Origin of the sequence: Prevotella sp. (genome assembly GCF_036570325.1) — a bacterium.
In the GTDB taxonomy this organism is placed as follows: Bacteria; Bacteroidota; Bacteroidia; order Bacteroidales; family Bacteroidaceae; genus Prevotella.
The window spans coordinates 59,531-77,478 of the sequence record NZ_DATCYK010000014.1 but is presented as its reverse complement, the minus strand read 5'-3'; the positions used below and the strand labels follow the sequence as shown (position 1 = coordinate 77,478).

Genomic DNA, 17,948 nt, shown 5'->3' with positions numbered 1-17,948 from the left:
CGATAACCACCATGTTACAAACCTACCATCACTTAGCCACGCTCATCGATTTACCCACCGAAACGACACGGGCCGCCCTGCCTACCCTGATGGACGACGTCGTGGGTGAGGGTCTTCTGTCGGACGAGAGCTTGGAAACGCTCAACGAGTTCGTGGAATACGCAGCCTCGTTTGCCACCCTCGACGAATGGACGGCCGACTACCTGCAATGCTTCGACCACACTGCCATCGGTTCGGCGCATAGCTTGGCGCTCCATTTAGATTACGTGGCGCAGGCCGCCGACATAGAAACGGCCCACCAAAGGCTTACCCTCGGTTACGAAACGGCCCAACGCCTGCGTGACCATTGCGCCACGGCGGAATGCCCATACGCCCCGTTGCTCGACCTCGTACTCCACGCTTAACACATCGCCCGGGCCACAACGAATGGGCCGACGACGACCTTTTGCCCGGCCATATCCTATCAATGATAGGGTAAAAACACAGTTTTGAGCACATGAAAAGCGACGTTTTAAGAAGCAAAAGCGCAGTTCTTAAATCCTAAAACCTATGTGTTAAAAATTAGGATTTTTCTTTACAAGCCCTCAAAAACCACTGCGTTATTTCCTACCAAGCCCATTAGTGGCGGGAAATAACGCAGTTTTCATTTCTTCGATAAACCACTATCTATCAACCATTTAGCAAAACCGAATAAGCCGCAGACCATTTTTTACCGGCTCAAAGCAGCCCTTTCGCCCACTCAAAACGGGCTTTCGGGCACGCCATCATGGCCTTCCGGGCGGCCCAAAGCAGTGCTTTGACCCAACGAAAGGGACGCTATGGCCCAATCATCAGCCTACGACAAGGTTTTTAACCCAAGAAAACGACCCTTTAATCTCGCAACGGCTATGCGCCCAAGTGTTAAAAATCGCTCCGCTTCTTTTACAATTTGGCATAACAACTTTTGCAAGATGGCATAACAATGTTTACAATTTGGCAAAACAACTTTTACTGAAAGCCATAACAACTTTCACAACACGGCATAAAAAAAGGGTGCAACCCACGTAATAGGATTGCACCCTTCTGTCGCTCGAACGACTTATTTGCGATACTTCTCGGCCTGCGAACGAATGAGCTCGGCGTCGTTGAAATAATCTATTTGCATAGCTTTGCGCACCTCGTCCATGGTTTGCGAGGCCACCTCACGGGCCGCCTCGGAACCTGCTTTCAGTATGTTATAAATCTCGGGAATATCCTGCTCAAAGGCGTGACGGCGCTCACGGATGGGCGCCAACATCTTATTGAGTACCTCATTGAGGAATTTCTTACACTTCATATCGCCCAATCCGCCGCGTGTGTAATGGTCCTTTAGCTCGTCCAAATTACGATACTCGGGCCAAAACTCCGCAAAATCGGCGTCGGTGGAGAACGCGTCGAGGTAAGTAAACACGGCGTTTCCCTCCACATGACCGGGGTCGGCGAGGTTTATATGGGTAGGATCAGTGTACATACCCTTTACCTTTTTCCACACGGTATCGGCGTCGTCGCTCAGGTAAATGGCGTTGCCAAGGCTCTTGCTCATCTTCTCCTTACCATCGGTACCGGGCAATCGGCGGGCCGTTTGGTTAACGGGCAGCATGATTTCAGGCTCTACCAGCACCTCGCCATAGGTTTGGTTAAAGCGTCGCACCAGCTCGCGCGCCACCTCAATCATAGGTTCCTGATCTTCGCCGGCGGGCACGGTAGTGGCCTTAAACAGCGTAATATCGGCGGCTTGGCTCACCGGATAGCAGAAGAAACCTAAGGGAATATTGGCCTCGAAGTTACGCATCTTGATCTCGGTCTTGACGGTCGGGTTGCGCTGCACACGGCTTACGGTTATCAGATTCATGAGATAGGTGGTCAACTCGGCCAGTTCGGGAATCTGACTTTGGATAAAGAGCGTGCACTTCGTTGGGTCGAGACCCACCGAAAGATAGTCGAGCGCCACCTCGATGATGTTCTGCCGTATCTTCTCGGGGTTGTCGGCATTGTCGGTTAGCGCCTGCACGTCGGCCATAAAGACCAACATGCGTTCATAGTCGCCTTCGTTCTGAAGTTCGACACGACGGCGAAGCGAACCCACGTAGTGGCCCAAATGGAGCTTGCCCGTGGGGCGGTCGCCGGTCAGGATAATTTTTCCCATCTTATTTTAATTCGTTTCTTTATATACCATTATTTAATACATATAACCCAACCAACGCAGGATGTCGTTAAGGTTGGCCACGATCATGAGGAGCATGAGGATTCCTATACCGACGTACTCGGCCACGATCATGAAGCGCTCGGAGGGCTTGCGGCCCGTCACCATCTCGTAAACGAGGAACAACACGTGGCCACCGTCGAGGGCGGGAATGGGCAGTATGTTCATGAAAGCGAGGATAATGCTGAGGAAGGCGGTCATCTTCCAGAAGAGATACCAGTCCCACGAGGAGGGGAAGAGGCTGCCGATGGCGCCAAAACCGCCCAAGCTCCTCGCGCCGTCGGCCGAGAACACGTACTGCATGTCGCTGACATAACCCTTCAATACGTTCCATCCATAGACGATACCGGCCGGGAAGCTCTCGAGGAAACCGTAGCTTACGTGGGTCTGCTTATAAATTTTCTCCATGGAAACGAAGCGCACGCCGAGCTTCAAATCGGGCGAAAGGACGAAGCGGGTGCTCAGGGTGTCGCCCTCGGTGTTAAGGTAATTGAGGTAAACCGTGCGAATTTTAAGGCTGTCGGCATGGGTTTTGGCGGCGGTCATCATGTCCTCCAAGCGTGAGGTTTGCTCCAAGAACTCGTTGGCCGAGCCTATGGGCTTATCGTTGAAAGCCACAATCTTATAGCCCGGAGCCAGCACGCCGTTGGCCGCCGGACTGTCGGCCACCGTGGTATCGATGACAGCCGGGAGGAGCGGACGACAGAAAGCGGGCGTCGACTTGAGCATGCCCAGCAGGTTGATGTCGCCCGAGAGCGGAATGCTTACCTGACGGCCGTCGCGCAAAACGTCGACACGGGTGGCACGGGAGATGGTGCGGAACACGTCGGCATTGAAGTCCTTAAACCGGCCCTCGTTGCTTCCAAGGAGGATGTCACCGTCTTGGAAACCGTAGCTCTTGGCCTCCTTATTGAACCTCATACCCATCTTCATGTCCTTCAGGAGCACGTAGTCCTCGCCCCAAGCGAACATAATCATGGAGTAAATGAACAAGGCCAGCAGGAAATTGACCAGCACGCCGCCCACCATAATGAGCAGTCGTTGCCATGCCGGCTTAGCCCTGAACTCCCAAGGCTGCATGGGTTGCTTCATTTGCTCGGTGTCCATGCTCTCGTCTATCATGCCCGCTATCTTGCAATAGCCGCCAAGGGGCAGCCATCCCAAGCCGTAAGCGGTGTCGCTGTTCTTAGGTTTGAACTCGAAAAGATGGAACCACGGGTCGAAGAAAAGATAGAATTTCTCCACTCTGACTCCGAAAAGTTTGGAAAAGAAGAAGTGGCCTCCTTCGTGAAGGAGCACCAAAAGAGAGATTGACAACATGAATTGTAACAACCTGATCAGAAATACTTCCATAAGTAAATAATAACTTTCGATTGATTTTTGATGATTACTTTTTTAATAAAAACAGGCTTTCACGGGTAAAGGAAAGCCTTTGGGCCGCCATGAATGTCAAAGCATTTCGGCGGCAATGCGGCGTGCCTCGGCGTCGGTAGCCACGTAAGCCTCGTAGTCGGGGGCCTCGATGAAGGTGGCACGTTGCATGGTTCGCTCGATGATGTCGGCCATGGCCAAGAACGAGCAACGGTCTTCACGGAAGGCAGCGTTGACCACTTCGTTGGACGCATTGAGGATACAAGCCATGTTACCGCCCTTATTGAGCGCCTCGTAGGCCAATGCCAAGCACTTGAATTTCCGCATGTCGGGCTCAAAAAACTCGAGGGGCCGGCTGAAAAGGTCGAGCCGCGGGCCGTCGAGGTGCAACCGTTGCGGGAAAGAAAAGGCATACTGAATGGGCAATCGCATGTCGGGCACGCCCAACTGGGCCTTTACGGCGCCGTCGGCATACTGCACCGCGCTGTGAACAACGCTCTGTGGATGGATAAGAACTTGTATCTTATCGGCCGGAATGCCAAATAACCACTTGGCTTCCATGACCTCAAAGCCTTTGTTCATCAAGGTAGCGGAGTCTATTGTGATTTTGGCGCCCATGTCCCATGTGGGGTGTCGCAGGGCGTCGGCAGCCGTCACGTGGGCCAACTGTTCGGCCGTGAAGTTACGGAAAGGCCCACCCGAGCAGGTGAGGAGCAACTTTTCGACCTCGTTCATGTCCTCGCCTACCAAGCATTGGAATATGGCGCTGTGCTCACTATCTACCGGAAGGATGGGCGCATGGTACTCCATGGCCAGTCGGGTGATGAGCTCTCCGGCCACGACGAGGGTCTCCTTGTTGGCCAAACATATCTTCTTACGGGCTTTGATGGCACGAATGGTCGGGGCAAGGCCGGCATATCCCACCATGGCGGCTAAGACCATATCAACGGGTTGGGCCTCAACGATTTGCTCCAAGGCGGCCGCCCCGGCGTAAACTTTTATGTCGGGCTCATCGGAGAGCAGCTCTTTCAGCCGCCCATAATGAGCTTCGTTGGCTATCACCACGGCCGCGGGCTTGAATTCATGGGCCTGAGCGGCGAGTTGGTCCACACGGTTATTGGCCGTGAGACAGTAGACTTCATACAGGTCGTTGTGCTGTCTGATGACGTCTAAGGCTTGCGTTCCAATGCTCCCCGTGGAGCCTAAAATACATATTTGCTGTTTCATTGTAACTCGGTTGTGACAATTTTATAAGCTATTCTCAAAGTTCAAAGATACCTTCGGGCACTCTTACGTGAATGTGGCGTTGGGCTTTGTCAATCCCCTCTATCAACTCTTCGGAAGCCGGTATCAAGACTTCCCGGCCGTCGGTGGCCCTTACCTCGAACAAAACATTGATGGTGGCGTCGTCGATGTGGGTAATCTCGCCCACGGAGGTGCCTTTCGACGCGTCGATAAGCGTGTAACCAATCAGCTCGGCCCATGAGGTGGCGTCGTCTTGGCTGTCGGCCAACGCCCGCGGAAAGTAGACATCGCAGCCCGTAAGCTCACGGGCACGGCTGTCGGTATCGACGTCCACGAATTTCATCAGTACCTGATCGTCGTTTCGGAAACGATATTCCTCCATGAAAAAAGGTACCAATATGCCGTCAATCTCAAGCACGAGATAGTCGGCTTCCACACGGTCAAAGATGTCATCGGTGAACATCATGCCCATCTCTCCTTTGACTCCGTGGGGTTTTCCCAAGCGTCCTATTTTATAAACGCTGTCTTTCTTAATCATTTACACGTGTGATTTTGGCGCCCAAAAGGTTCAGACGGGCTTCTATATTCTCGTAACCACGGTCTATTTGGGCGATATTGGCGATTCGACTGGTGCCTTCGGCGCTTAAAGCGGCTATGAGTAAGGCGATTCCCGCACGAATATCGGGACTTGTCATGCGGCCCGCACGCAGCTTGATTTTGCGGTCATGGCCAACGACAACGGCTCGGTGGGGGTCGCAAAGAATGATTTGCGCACCCATATCGATAAGTTTGTCAACAAAGAACAAACGACTTTCAAACATTTTCTGATGGATAAGAACCGTGCCGCATGCCTGCGTCGCCACGACAAGAAGGACGGAAAGCAGGTCGGGAGTGAGCCCGGGCCACGGCGCATCGGCCAAAGTCATGATGGTACCGTCGATGAATGAGTTGGCCACATAGTGGTCCTGACGGGGTACGAATAGGTCATCGCCCTCCACATTGATTTGGATTCCCAATCTCCTGAAGGCCTCGGGGATGATTCCAAGATTAGCTACGGAAACGTTCTTTATGGTAACGCCGTCGCCAACCATGGCCGCCATGCCGATGAAAGAGCCTACCTCGATCATGTCGGGCAGCACGGTATGGGTGGCGCCATGGAGCTTTGACACGCCAACGATGGTCAATAGGTTGCTCGCAATGCCGCTGATGTTGGCGCCCATGGCGTTAAGAAGGTGGCAAAGTTGCTGAATGTAAGGCTCACATGCCGCATTATAGATGGTCGTTGTGCCCTCGGCAAGCACCGCGGCCATGATAACATTGGCCGTACCGGTGACCGATGCTTCGTCGAGAAGCATGTAACTGCCTCGGAGGTTCTTACCTTGAATGCGGTAAACGTCACGGTCTGCGGCTTTCTCAAACCGAGCGCCAAGATTCTGAAAGCCCAAGAAATGAGTGTCTAAACGCCGCCGTCCTATCTTATCTCCACCGGGTTTGGCGATGGTTGCCATGCCAAAACGCCCCAGCAGTGGACCTATCATCAGCACACTGCCCCGCAACGACGCGCATTTTCGCACAAACTCCTCGCTATCAAGATAACCAAGATTCAGCTCATCGGCCACAAACGTATAGTCACCCACACCGTTATGGGTGACTTTTACGCCAATCTCTTTCAACAATTTGATAAGATTATTGACATCCAAAATATTGGGAATATTCTTGATTCGTACCTTTTCTGAAGTCAGAATGGAAGCACAAATCACTTGCAAGGCTTCGTTTTTAGCACCTTGGGGAACAATTGTTCCCTTCAAACGGTGGCCGCCTTCAATGATAAAAGACTCCATGCAAAAGCTTATCTTTTCTTTTTGTTATTCTTCACAACTGGCTCTTTGTCATTTATTTTCTCGAAACGGAAACGGCTGAGGTCCAATTGTATCTTGCCATCGGTGAACCTTGCCAAGTCTTCCGCTACCTTTTCATCGTCGGCAGAGCCATGACTCCAATGATTCAAGTTGCGCTTCATTTGATTGGCGGCTAACTTCATCAGCTCGTCTCGCTCCTCTCCGGGCTCCATGGTCTTGAGCCTTTCAAATATCTCGAACATCATGTTGCCGTAGTGGCGCACGGGAATGCGGCTCATGGGATAGGCCATCGGCTCTGGCTTGGCGGAGATTTTACCGGCCTGACTGATGTCTACGGGATAATCAATATCCAGCTTGAAAGCGCTCATCAATGCCAAGTGGTCCCATAATTTCTGCTTATGGTCAACGGCCTCGATGTCTTGTGGGAACATTCTATCCATGATTCCGATGATGGTTTCCGCACATTTCTGCCGCTCATCCTTCGTCGGCAACGAGACAGCATAGTCCACCATGCTCTGAATTTCACGGCCATATTCCGGTAAAATCAGCTTTTCGCGCTGCGTATTATAATCCAATCCTTCTATATTCATTACCATATTATTTTTCCAAATGGAGTGAAGCTAACATATCCTTGGATGCTTTCGCAACAAAATCCTTCAAGTAGAAGGGAACGAAATAAGCCACATCCTCAAACTGACTCAAAGCGATGCGGCGCTCGGCCAGCGGAAACATGTATTTGGCTAAAGGCTTTATATCTTGAATAAAATGAGCATTGGGGTGCCGGATAACGTCCATGCACTTCTCAGAACCATTGCCCATGAAGTAAACGGGGCCCTTATCAAGATATTCTTTATAAGAAGTTTCATCTACGATGTCGGCTTGTATGGGTCGAATCTCTTTGAGAGAACGGTCAAAGAGTTGAGCGTAGACCTCCATTCGGCGTGCATCGAGCATAGGACAGAGCAGGGCATTGTCGTCCGTAACTTGCTCCTGCAACAATACCGGGACCGTTATCAGCTCCAAAGTAGGCACCGCTATCAGTTTCACATCGCGACCATAACAAATACCTTTGGCCATACTTGCGCCAATACGCAAGCCCGTGTACGAACCGGGACCACAACTCACAGCCACCGCATCCAAAGGAATGGCATGGTTATCGATAAAAGACAGCGCCTCATCGACGAACTGTCCCAGCTTGACCGCATGATTAGGACCGCTATGGTCTTCCTCATTGAAGATACATTCCGCATCGTTACTTACCGCCACAGAGCACACTTCGGTACTAGTCTCTATATTTAATATACACGACATACTTAACTATTAAATCTTCTAAATAACGTGCAAATTTACTCTTTTTCCCGCATTTTTTCTTACTTTTGCAGAAATTTAACGTCAAACGAGTATGATACAATCTATGACAGGTTACGGGAAATCTGTAGCAACCTTTAAAGAGAAGAAGATTAATGTCGAGATAAAATCCTTAAACAGCAAATCATTGGACCTTTCTACACGTATCACTCCCCTCTATAGAGAGAAAGAAATGGAGATACGACAGCTCATTGCGAAGACCATGGAAAGGGGAAAGATCGATTTCTCCATTTGGATAGAAAAAGACGCCTCCGATGAAGTTGCCCCCATCAACACCGCTGTTGTACAAGCATACTACCAACAAATAAAAGATATTTCAAAAGCCGTCGGCATACCGGAACCCACAGATTGGTTCTACACACTCCTGCGAATGCCCGACGTTACGACCAAAAACGAGGTAGAAGAGTTGACGGATGAAGAATGGGCCGTTGCCCTACAAGCCATCAACTCGGCCATTGACGACCTCATAGCTTTCCGTAAACAAGAAGGCAAAGCCCTGCAACAGAAGTTTACAGAGAAGATAAACAACATCACAAACTTACTCTCCAGCATTGAACCTTATGAGAAAAGCCGTGTCGAAAAGATACGACAGAATCTCATCAAGGGCTTGGAATCGATCCCGGGAGTCGACTACGACAAGAACAGACTTGAGCAAGAACTGATTTACTACATTGAGAAGCTCGACATAAGTGAGGAAAAGCAGCGCCTCACCAACCATCTTAAATACTTCAGAGAGACCATGAACGAGGAGGGACATGGCGTCGGCAAGAAGTTAGGATTCATCGCTCAGGAGATGGGAAGGGAGATAAACACCACCGGAAGCAAAAGTAATCAAGCTGAAATGCAGAACATCGTCGTCAAGATGAAGGACGAATTGGAACAAATAAAAGAGCAAGTACTCAACGCATTATAATTTTTTGAAAGAAATGACAGCCTGCGACCATACCTCCACCACCCCACTTCCAAACCATAACCGAGGCAAACTCATCATCTTTTCCGCACCTTCCGGTTCGGGCAAAAGCACCATCGTGCAGTGGCTTATACACGAACATCCCGAATTCAACCTATCTTTTTCCATCAGTTGTACGTCCCGCCAGCCCCGAGGAGCCGAGCGGGATGGCATTGAATATTTCTTTCTTACACCGGAAGCATTCAAGGAAAAGATACAAGCCGATGAGTTCTTGGAATACGAGGAGGTATATGAGAACCGCTTTTACGGCACCCTCAAGAGCCAAGTAGATAAGCAAACAGAGGCCGGAGAGAACGTTATCTTCGATGTAGACGTGAAAGGTGGCGTCAACATTAAGCGCTTTTACGGCGAAAGAGCTTTGAGCATATTCATTCAACCGCCATCAATCGAGGAGTTGAGACGCCGCTTGGAGGGACGGGGCACGGACGCTCCCGAGATGATAGAGCAACGGTTGGCAAAAGCCGATTACGAGCTGACCTTCGCATCACAGTTTGATCACATTGTCATCAACGACGACTTGGCGAAAGCACAACAAGAAACCTACGAGCTCATCAAGGCATTTTTAAAATACTGAACTTTATTTTCATGACCCGGCAAGCGGATAACGACACCTTGGACGGACCCATTCCATCGCATAAAGAGGGGCAAACCGAGGGCCACATCGGTATATTCGGCGGTTCGTTCAACCCCATCCATACCGGTCATATCGCCATGGCACGCCATCTTTTGCAAGCTACCACGCTGCAAGAGATATGGTTCATGGTGTCGCCACAGAACCCTTTAAAGCGCAACAGCTACCTGCTGGACGACCAAAAGCGGTTGGAAATGGCACAAATAGCCTTGGCCCATGAGGATAGGATTAAGGTTTCAGACTTTGAATTCCACCTGCCCAAACCTTCCTACACTCTCCACACACTGCAGGCTTTGTCGAAAACATACCCTCGTAAAACGTTCTCCCTGATTATCGGAGGCGACAATTGGGAGGCTTTCGACCGCTGGTTTGGCTATCAGGACATTCTTAGCGATTATTCCATCCTCGTCTATCCACGCCCCAACGCCCACATTGACAAATCCTCACTGCCCCCAAGCGTGACGGTCATCGACATGCCGCTGCTCAATATCAGCAGCACGCAAATCCGCCAAAACATAGCCGAGGGCAAGCCCATTACGGGCCTTGTACCCGCCGAGATAGAAGAAATGGTTATCCAAAACTATCGGGAAGCCACGCCGAGATAGCCCCACCTATTCCGTCAAAGCACCATTTACATACAATAACAAAAACGCTCCGATGTCGACAGAACCGACATCGGAGCGTTTCATTTATACCTCGCTATCCACTCGCAGCTTCGTAACCTTGCTCTTGAAGCGGCCCGCCTGCCGAAGCGGAAACACAAGCGTACTGATATAATACATGTCGCCCCGCTTGCCGAAACTCATTTTCCTCACGGGCAAATCGCTCACCATGCGCCCATTGACATAAAGAGTGGTCGTCTCCTGATTGCCCACCACGGTTACATGAGCTTTCTCACCGGGGTGGAACTGATAATCAAACGTGTTGAGATAACCGTCGCGCGAGAAACCGATTTTGCCCGAAATAGGGTCGGACAGATAGAATTTCGTGTCGCCATTGGCCATCAGCACCGTGCCGCGGGCCTCCTCGCGTGCCTCAATGTCGAAGCTCACACGATATTGCCAGCCTATTTGCGCCGGCTCAAACGACGCTCCCGGCTCCACCGTCGCCACTTCCAACACCCTTCCCCTCGGATAATAGCCCGCATAATTCAGCCCCGGCGCCTCGCTCAACAGCTTTCCTGCCTCGACAAAATCGTCGTAGGCAAAAGTCGGCCGGGCCCCGGTCCACATCTTGGTGGCCATCGTCCGCAGCGCCGGAAGCACCCGGTAATGCACATCCTTGTCGCTGATTCCATTGCCCGATATGTCATTCCACACGGCAAAAGCGCCACCCTCAATCATTTTATGGCGTTCCTCAAACTTCACCCCGTTAATATCAGCGGGCGTCCACTCGGCATACAGTTTCCTCGTATTGAGATAATCGAAATAATAACCCGCCTTGGGCACGATATAGACCTGCCCATCCGGAATGCTCACCAAGTGATAACCAAGCTCCATCATGCCCGCGGGATCAGCGTAATCGTTAGACCATGCGTACATCAAAACGTCATTTACCTTGATGGGCGTTGAGCCCTTGGCATGCGTCTGCTGACCCCAAATGACAGCCTTGCGGCCATATCGCTCCACCAATTTTATGTAATGGTCGGTAAACGAGCGGAATTTCTCCACCACGTTTGGGTCCTTGTTTGAATACTCATCCGTGCCCACATGCACGTACTTGCCACGAAACACGGGGGCAGGCCCCGAAAGATACTCCGTGAAAAGCGAGTCACAGAAATCCCATGTCTGTGGGTTGAACAAATCGAGGTGGTCGGGTGGGTAATCCTTACTGGCGAGATTGGGCCGATAACGGGTGAGAGCCAAGCAGTGAGCCGGCACGTCTATCTCGGGAATTATCTCCACTCCCACATCGGTGGCCAACCTCTGAAGGGCCGCGAACTCATCTTTGGTGTAATGACCGTCACGGGCCGTCAGCCCCGGAAAGTACTCGCTCTCCAGCCGGAAGGCCGCCGGCGTGCGATTCCAGTCACCATTGTAGAACCACGAAAAGGCGTTGTCGTTCAGGTGAATATGAAAAACATTCATCTTGTAATAGGCCATCATGCGGACATAATCGCGCAACATATCCATCGAAAAGAACTTACGGCCACAGTCGAGCATGAAACCTCGGAACGGATAATCGGGCTTATCGCTGATAAACCCACGGGGCAAGGCCCGCGACTTTGCCTGCTCGAACAATTGCAACAGCGTCCGTGTGGCCCAATAAAGCCCTTTCCGATGGGCCGCCATGACAACGATTTGGTCCTCGATGGCCATGGTGTAGCCTTCCTCGCCCAGCTTCTTTGGGCCTTTTAAGCGCAATACGATGTCGCCCTTACGGGCCTTTTCACCTGATACGGTCAGCTTTCGGCCGAACATCGCCTCATAATCAGTCGCCAATTGGTTAGCCACACGCAGTTCTTCCTTGCCGTCCCAGCATATCCGCCCGGAGCATTCCAGCATTCCATCGCCACCTTTCCACTCCTTGATTTCGGGAATGGTGAACGGCTTTTTGTTGATGGCAAGCAGCGACAAGCCCATATTTGCCAACACAAGCAGCAGTAATAACGTTTTCTTCATAAAGATTCTGAGTTTTACATGGCACTTTTTGAGCACCCCTTTGTTTGTAAAACGCCCAATGCCCATATTTATTTTATAGCTTCCACGCTTTTCTTCACCTCGCCGGCGGCGGCCCCATTCTTTAGCCATCGTTTACCATCTTGCCCACGATAAATGACATTTTTCCCCACCCTATATAATAAAGTAAAGGGCGCCAATGGCCATCGGGCAACCTCGCCGCCGCCTGCTTTGCTCGCAAGCCCCTGCCCCCGACTTTCCCAAAAACGGCCTTTCACCTTATGAAAGGGCTGCTTTGAGACAGTCAAAGGGCTGCTTTGGCGTGCTCATAAGGCTGCTTTGAGAGGGTCAAAGGGCAGCTTTCACAAAGCGAGGAAACGGCCTTCCGAAAACCACTCGCACACGCTTTGCCAATTAAAGCCGAGCGCCCGTGAAATCATTGCCCCACAATGCGAAAACCATAGCCTGACGACAGGCCTTCCATCCCCCCACCACTGACGCTTGGCGGCTTAACGACGGGCTTTCCGACGCTATCCGCCAACGCTATCGATAGTTTTCTTTGGCGAACAAGGAATTATCAAGAAAAAGATATATCTTTGCAGAAAAATCATACGTTTGATGACATTTCTGAAGACTATTGGCAAAGCAGCGGGGTATCTTTTCCGCCCCATCCAAGTGAACGCGCTGTTCTTTGTGTTCATGTATCTGCTGGGATGTGTTTGCGCTTGGACCACTTTACCCCATTACAAAGGTGCCCATCTCTATGAGAATCTGTACCTTGAGCTCTTCATTGACCTATATCTTTGCTGTCTTTTCTTAACGATTATCCCCAAGAAGTTGCGCCGCTGGCTGCGACTGTTGCTCTATATCGTCCTCTATGCTACCGCCTTGGCCGATGTTTACTGCTTTACGAAGTTCGATTCCACGCTCAATCCGTCGATACTCATGCTCATCGGCGAGACCGATAGCCGTGAGGCGGGCGATTTTCTCTCGTCCGTATTGTCTTTAGATGTCATCTTCAGCAACGTGGGATGGGTGCTGCTCCTGATGATTGTCAACCTTCTGTGCCACTATCTGCCCCGTCGCAAGCGCGTCATGCTGCCCCGCTTTCGGTTCAAAGCCCCGCTGCAACAAGGCTTGGGCCTGCTAACGGCCGTACTGTTGACGGTAAGCGCCGCCTGCTCATGGCACAACAAAGCGGCCACGGCTAAGCTCATGAGTGGCAAGACCATAGGCGAGGTGGAACATACGCTGACCGAGAAAGACCACGCCGTGCTCTATCTGCCCATCTATCGGCTTATTTTCAGCGTTTATGCCAACTCTTTGGCGGCCCAACAAGTCGACCAGCTCATCGCCGCTGCCGACAAGGTAACGGTTGACAGTTGCGTTTATCGGTCGCCAAACATAGTGCTTATCATCGGCGAAAGCTACGGCAAGCACCATTCCGGGCAGTATGGATACTTCATGAACACCACTCCGAGGCAGTCAAAGCTCGAAAAGAGCGGCCGATTGGTGAAGTTCAACGACGTTGTTTCATGCTGGAATCTTACCAGCTTCGTATTTAAGAATGTCCTATCGACCCACGTTGTCGGGCAGAAAGGTGAGTGGTGCGACTATCCTCTCTTCCCCGAGCTTTTCCGTAAGGCAGGTTATCAGGTGACGTTCCTTACCAACCAATTCCTTGCCAAGGCCAATCAGGCGGTCTACGACTTCAGCGGTGGCTTCTTCCTTAACAACCCCACGCTCAGCAAATATCAGTTTGACTTGCGCAATGATGCGCTCTATCCCTACGACGATGGGCTGCTCCAATGCTATGACGACTTTGCCAAAGCGGGCAAAATAAAGCCCAACAACCTCACGATTTTCCATCTTTTGGGCCAACATGTCAACTATAAGCAACGCTATCCGCGTGATCGTACTTACTTCTGGGCCAGCAGTTATGAGGACAAACGCCCCGAGCTGACCCATAAGCAGCGCAAGGTGTTGAGCCAATACGACAACGCTTGTCTTTACAATGACTCCATTGTAGACCAAATCGTCAAGCGTTTTGAGGACAAGGAAGCCATCGTTATCTACATGCCCGACCATGGAGAGGAATGCTACGAGGGCAATCGGGGCTTTATATGTCGCAACCACAGCTCGGCTATTGACTACGACTTGGCCCGCTACGAGTTTGAGATTCCTTTCTGGATTTACTGCTCTCCACGTTATATCCACGCTCATCCCGACATCTACCGGCAGATAGTACAAGCCCGTAACCGCAGGTTCATGACCGACGCCCTGCCCCATCTGCTGCTCTATTTGGCCGGAATCCACGCCAAGGACTACCAAGAGCGCCACAACGTGCTTAGCGAACAATACGACGAAATGCGCCCGCGGATTCTCAAGGGCACCACTGATTATGACAAACTCCGTAACAACTCTGCCGTTACTCACAAAGACTGAGTGCAACATTCTGCGAGGAATAGCCATCATCGGCATATTCCTGCACAACTACAGTCACTGGCTTGGCCCCATCGTAAAGGAAAATGAGTATCAGTTTTTCCAACAAAATGCCGACCGGTTCCTGCAGGTTGTCTTGTCGCCCGACAGCAACCTGCCGCTCCATCTGCTGTCGTTCTTTGGCCATTACGGCGTTCCCGTGTTCTTATTCCTAAGCGCCTATGGCCTCGAACTGAAATACGGGCAGGCCCAAACGCCATCCGCCGACAGCCATCGGCCATCGGCCATCGCTTTCATCCGCCAACATTACCTTAAACTTTTCAAGATGATGATTGTCGGTTTCGTAGCTTTCACGCTGGTAGATTATGTAACGCGGGGCCCACATCACTACGCTTTCCTCGATGTTGTGGCCATGCTGGGCATGTTCAACAACCTTCTGCCTCATCCAGATCAAATAATTTGGCCGGGACCGTACTGGTTTTTCGGTCTCATGTTGCAGCTTTACGCCGTTTATCGCTTGCTTCTGTACCGTCGTTCATGGCAATGGACGGTGGCGCTCATGGCCATCTGCTTGCTGATACAATGCTTTTTGGCCCCCGAAAGTGAGGCGCTCAACCGCTATCGCTACAATTTCATGGGCGGAATGCTGCCCTTCGGGCTCGGCATTCTCTATGCCCGCTTCGGCAAAGAGCTGTCCTTACAAGCTTATCTCAACATACTGGTACTGTCATCTATCATGGCCGTAGCCTTCAGTCTTAACTTCTACGCTTGGACTTTGGTGCCCGCCTTTATCTGTAGTGGCAGCGTTGCCTTGGTCAAAATCATCACCGCGGGTGGTCAAAAGCCCGTCATCGGCAGCTTAGCCGCCTTCTTCAGTTGGATGGGAACCATCAGCTCGGCCCTCTTCGTGAGCCATCCCATCACCCGAAAGATATTTATTCCCATCAGCAGGGATGGCGACGTATATGCCGGACTCATCCTTTACATCACGGCAAGTCTGCTCATAGCGGCCATGTGGCCTGCCATTCAAAAGAAGAAAGCATAGGAAACAAAAGGCTCGCCGGGACTTTCTTTCAGGCCCCGACGTCCTCTTCCACCCTCTATAACCACCATTCATCACCCAATATTCACCAATGAGAATCAAGGACATAGAACTCTCCAACATTTCCAAATACCGAGGCGAACTCATGGGAGCGGCCATGCTTTTCATCATATTGTTCCATGTGAGCCTGCCACGTTACGACATGTTTTTCGGTCTAAGGCGCATGGGCAACATCGGAGTTGACATCTTCCTCTTCCTCAGCGGTATCGGCTTGTGGTTCAGTTGGACCAAGAACCATCCGCCCGCGGCCGACACCGACAGCCCGGGACTTGCTTTTCGATATAAGTATATCGACTTTCTGAAAAGGCGATTCCTGCGCATCTGTCCGGCATGGCTCATCATTGCCTGCCTCTTTTACATCCCCCGATTCCATGGCGACACGCTTATGGCGTGGATAGACCTCATCGGCGACATCACCATTAACTGGGATTTCTGGCTCCACGATGAGCTTTCGTTTTGGTATATTCCCGCTATCATGATGTTATACCTATGGGCACCGCCCTATATGGAGCTTATCCGACGCCATCCCATCTATCGTTGGCTGCCGGTAGTGATGGTCATGTGGTGTATCTTGGTGCAGTGGGTAACGCCCATCCACAACCTTGTGGGCCATATAGAGATATTCTGGAGCCGTGTGCCCATCTTCTTTATAGGTATCAACATGGGTGAAATGGCCCGACAGAAACGCACCATCGACGGCGCAGGTATATGGATGATCGTCCTCATGTTTGTCATGTCGCTGGCCGCAAGCATATTCCTTGAGCAGACAAAGCACGGAATGTTCCCCCTCTTCATTGAGCGAATGCTATACATTCCGCTCACAGTGACGACTATTCTCTTACTGAATCGCGTCTTCAGACGCACGCCCGAGCGGCTCAACGCCATCGTTCGCTTCTTCGGAAGCCTGAGTTTGGAAGCCTACCTCATCCACAGCCATTTCGTACTAGCCTACCTCCCATCCGAATGGAGCTACTGGCCCACGTTCTTCGTGTGTGTCATCTGCACCATGCCATTGGCTTGGCTGCTCCACAAAATAGCCGACCGCATTGCCGACTTCATAGCCGGTCAGCCTGCAAAAGCGACTCATTAATCACGATATAATATGTCAAATCAAGCTATTGACAACACCAATGCCTGCCCCACGCCGGGCCCGACACCCGACCCAAAGCCCGTAAAGCCCACCCCGAAAGGGGCCTTGGCACTCATACGCCCTCACCAATGGATTAAGAATTTCTTTGTTTTTATTCCCATGTTCTTCGGAGGAAGCCTGCTGAACATCGAGGATATATGGTCGTCTGTTATCACTTTCTTTGCTTTCAGCTTCGCCGCGTCGTCCATCTATTGCTTCAATGACATCTACGATGTGGAGGCTGATAGGCGTCATCCCGTGAAATGCAGGCGTCCGATAGCCTCCGGCGCAGTCTCCATACGGAGCGCCTACCTGCTAATGGGGCTGATGTTTGTTAGTTCCATGACCATTCTCCAACTCTTACCCCACAACAATCTCCAAGTAACGGGCGTCATATTCTTCTATTGGTGCATTAATTTGGCCTATTGCATGCGGCTCAAGCGCTATGCTATTCTTGACGTGTGCATCGTCAGTTTCGGCTTCGTGCTGCGCATCATCGCGGGAGGTGAGGCCACCGATATTGTGCTGAGCCGCTGGATAGTGCTCATGACATTCCTGCTATCGCTGTTCTTGAGCTTCGCCAAACGGCGCGATGACGTGCTCCGCATGAACGAAACGGGACAGGCACCACGGCAGAACACCAGTCGCTACAACCTCACTTTCATTAATCAGGCCATCACAATCACGGCCAGCGTGACGCTCGTTTGCTACATCATGTACACCGTAAGCCCCGAAGTAGTGGCCAATTTCCACTCGGATAACCTTTACCTTACGAGCGTATTCGTGCTGCTGGGACTGCTTCGCTACATACAACTGGCCGTGGTCGACAAGAAGAGTGGCGACCCCACAAAGGTCATCCTGCGTGACCGCTTTACGCAGTTCATCGTGTTGGGATGGCTCACCGCCTTCCTGCTCATTATCTATCTTCACTGACAAACGACCGTCCCCTGCCTACGGGACATGGCCTTTCGTTTTCTTATTCCACGCAACGA

Annotated in this window: 17 protein-coding genes; 8 read left to right on the top strand and 9 right to left on the bottom strand. The window is 51.3% G+C overall.

Annotated elements, in window-relative coordinates:
• Positions 1–11: 11 nt before the first annotated feature.
• Positions 12–404: a hypothetical protein gene (locus VIR50_RS01225; RefSeq protein ID WP_331933326.1), complete on the top strand. Its 393-nt coding sequence runs from the start codon at positions 12–14 to the stop codon at positions 402–404.
• Between the two features lie 674 nt (positions 405–1,078).
• Here the strand turns inward: VIR50_RS01225 and trpS are convergent.
• From trpS to tsaB, 7 genes are all read right to left on the bottom strand, one after another.
• Positions 1,079–2,164 carry a tryptophan--tRNA ligase gene (gene trpS / locus VIR50_RS01220; RefSeq protein WP_331933325.1) on the bottom strand — a complete coding sequence of 362 codons (1,086 nt, stop codon included), beginning with the start codon at positions 2,162–2,164 and terminating at the stop codon, positions 1,079–1,081.
• 33 nt (positions 2,165–2,197) lie between these two features.
• Positions 2,198–3,574 carry an RIP metalloprotease RseP gene (gene rseP / locus VIR50_RS01215; protein WP_331933324.1) on the bottom strand — a complete coding sequence of 459 codons (1,377 nt, stop codon included), beginning with the start codon at positions 3,572–3,574 and terminating at the stop codon, positions 2,198–2,200.
• A 96-nt stretch (positions 3,575–3,670) separates the two neighbouring features.
• Complete coding sequence (locus VIR50_RS01210; protein ID WP_331933323.1) at positions 3,671–4,819, bottom strand: 1-deoxy-D-xylulose-5-phosphate reductoisomerase; 1,149 nt, start codon at positions 4,817–4,819, stop codon at positions 3,671–3,673.
• 34 nt (positions 4,820–4,853) lie between these two features.
• Positions 4,854–5,375 carry a ribosome maturation factor RimM gene (rimM, locus tag VIR50_RS01205; protein WP_331933322.1) on the bottom strand — a complete coding sequence of 174 codons (522 nt, stop codon included), beginning with the start codon at positions 5,373–5,375 and terminating at the stop codon, positions 4,854–4,856.
• Entirely contained in the window at positions 5,368–6,678 is a 1,311-nt protein-coding gene (gene murA / locus VIR50_RS01200; protein WP_331933321.1) for a UDP-N-acetylglucosamine 1-carboxyvinyltransferase, read from the bottom strand. Before murA ends, rimM begins: the two co-directional genes overlap by 8 nt.
• Before the next feature lie 8 nt (positions 6,679–6,686).
• A complete protein-coding gene (locus VIR50_RS01195; RefSeq protein WP_331933320.1) occupies positions 6,687–7,286 on the bottom strand; it encodes a DUF4290 domain-containing protein in 600 nt (199 codons plus the stop codon).
• Positions 7,287–7,293: 7 nt separating this feature from the next.
• Entirely contained in the window at positions 7,294–8,007 is a 714-nt protein-coding gene (tsaB, locus tag VIR50_RS01190) for a tRNA (adenosine(37)-N6)-threonylcarbamoyltransferase complex dimerization subunit type 1 TsaB (protein ID WP_331933319.1), read from the bottom strand.
• Between the two features lie 91 nt (positions 8,008–8,098).
• On the opposite strand from tsaB, the gene VIR50_RS01185 reads away from it, so the two are divergent.
• Genes VIR50_RS01185 through nadD form a run of 3 tightly spaced genes read left to right on the top strand, consistent with a single transcriptional unit; the run spans position 8,099 to position 10,270 of the window.
• Complete coding sequence (locus VIR50_RS01185; RefSeq protein ID WP_331933318.1) at positions 8,099–8,977, top strand: YicC/YloC family endoribonuclease; 879 nt, start codon at positions 8,099–8,101, stop codon at positions 8,975–8,977.
• A gap of 13 nt (positions 8,978–8,990) precedes the next feature.
• Positions 8,991–9,608: a guanylate kinase gene (gene gmk / locus VIR50_RS01180; protein WP_331933357.1), complete on the top strand. Its 618-nt coding sequence runs from the start codon at positions 8,991–8,993 to the stop codon at positions 9,606–9,608.
• Between the two features lie 11 nt (positions 9,609–9,619).
• A complete protein-coding gene (gene nadD, locus VIR50_RS01175; RefSeq protein WP_331933317.1) occupies positions 9,620–10,270 on the top strand; it encodes a nicotinate (nicotinamide) nucleotide adenylyltransferase in 651 nt (216 codons plus the stop codon).
• An 84-nt stretch (positions 10,271–10,354) separates the two neighbouring features.
• On the opposite strand, the gene VIR50_RS01170 is transcribed toward nadD, so the two are convergent.
• Together VIR50_RS01170 and VIR50_RS01165 are read right to left on the bottom strand one after the other, a co-directional pair.
• Positions 10,355–12,286 (bottom strand): family 20 glycosylhydrolase, encoded by a 1,932-nt coding sequence (locus tag VIR50_RS01170; protein WP_331933316.1) that lies wholly within the window; start codon positions 12,284–12,286, stop codon positions 10,355–10,357.
• 68 nt (positions 12,287–12,354) lie between these two features.
• Entirely contained in the window at positions 12,355–12,591 is a 237-nt protein-coding gene (locus VIR50_RS01165; RefSeq protein WP_331933315.1) for a hypothetical protein, read from the bottom strand.
• A 310-nt stretch (positions 12,592–12,901) separates the two neighbouring features.
• Between VIR50_RS01165 and VIR50_RS01160 the strand changes: the two genes are divergently transcribed.
• The 4 genes from VIR50_RS01160 to VIR50_RS01145 all read left to right on the top strand — a co-directional run bounded on the left by VIR50_RS01160 (position 12,902) and on the right by VIR50_RS01145 (position 17,889).
• Positions 12,902–14,728: a phosphoethanolamine transferase gene (locus tag VIR50_RS01160; protein ID WP_331933356.1), complete on the top strand. Its 1,827-nt coding sequence runs from the start codon at positions 12,902–12,904 to the stop codon at positions 14,726–14,728.
• Positions 14,685–15,770: an acyltransferase family protein gene (locus tag VIR50_RS01155; protein ID WP_331933314.1), complete on the top strand. Its 1,086-nt coding sequence runs from the start codon at positions 14,685–14,687 to the stop codon at positions 15,768–15,770. Before VIR50_RS01160 ends, VIR50_RS01155 begins: the two co-directional genes overlap by 44 nt.
• Positions 15,771–15,858: 88 nt before the next feature.
• The gene (locus VIR50_RS01150) at positions 15,859–16,917 is read left to right on the top strand and encodes an acyltransferase family protein (RefSeq protein WP_331933313.1); all 1,059 of its coding nucleotides are present in this window, start codon (positions 15,859–15,861) and stop codon (positions 16,915–16,917) included.
• 12 nt (positions 16,918–16,929) lie between these two features.
• Complete coding sequence (locus tag VIR50_RS01145; protein WP_331933312.1) at positions 16,930–17,889, top strand: decaprenyl-phosphate phosphoribosyltransferase; 960 nt, start codon at positions 16,930–16,932, stop codon at positions 17,887–17,889.
• Positions 17,890–17,948: the final 59 nt, after the last annotated feature.

Coding starts and splice junctions, on each gene's coding strand:
- VIR50_RS01225 (WP_331933326.1), top strand. CDS start 12: ATGTTACAAACCTACCATCACTTAGCCACGCTCATCGATTTACCCACC.
- trpS (WP_331933325.1), bottom strand. CDS start 2,164: ATGGGAAAAATTATCCTGACCGGCGACCGCCCCACGGGCAAGCTCCAT.
- rseP (WP_331933324.1), bottom strand. CDS start 3,574: ATGGAAGTATTTCTGATCAGGTTGTTACAATTCATGTTGTCAATCTCT.
- VIR50_RS01210 (WP_331933323.1), bottom strand. CDS start 4,819: ATGAAACAGCAAATATGTATTTTAGGCTCCACGGGGAGCATTGGAACG.
- rimM (WP_331933322.1), bottom strand. CDS start 5,375: ATGATTAAGAAAGACAGCGTTTATAAAATAGGACGCTTGGGAAAACCC.
- murA (WP_331933321.1), bottom strand. CDS start 6,678: ATGGAGTCTTTTATCATTGAAGGCGGCCACCGTTTGAAGGGAACAATT.
- VIR50_RS01195 (WP_331933320.1), bottom strand. CDS start 7,286: ATGAATATAGAAGGATTGGATTATAATACGCAGCGCGAAAAGCTGATT.
- tsaB (WP_331933319.1), bottom strand. CDS start 8,007: ATGTCGTGTATATTAAATATAGAGACTAGTACCGAAGTGTGCTCTGTG.
- VIR50_RS01185 (WP_331933318.1), top strand. CDS start 8,099: ATGATACAATCTATGACAGGTTACGGGAAATCTGTAGCAACCTTTAAA.
- gmk (WP_331933357.1), top strand. CDS start 8,991: ATGACAGCCTGCGACCATACCTCCACCACCCCACTTCCAAACCATAAC.
- nadD (WP_331933317.1), top strand. CDS start 9,620: ATGACCCGGCAAGCGGATAACGACACCTTGGACGGACCCATTCCATCG.
- VIR50_RS01170 (WP_331933316.1), bottom strand. CDS start 12,286: ATGAAGAAAACGTTATTACTGCTGCTTGTGTTGGCAAATATGGGCTTG.
- VIR50_RS01160 (WP_331933356.1), top strand. CDS start 12,902: ATGACATTTCTGAAGACTATTGGCAAAGCAGCGGGGTATCTTTTCCGC.
- VIR50_RS01155 (WP_331933314.1), top strand. CDS start 14,685: ATGACAAACTCCGTAACAACTCTGCCGTTACTCACAAAGACTGAGTGC.
- VIR50_RS01150 (WP_331933313.1), top strand. CDS start 15,859: ATGAGAATCAAGGACATAGAACTCTCCAACATTTCCAAATACCGAGGC.
- VIR50_RS01145 (WP_331933312.1), top strand. CDS start 16,930: ATGTCAAATCAAGCTATTGACAACACCAATGCCTGCCCCACGCCGGGC.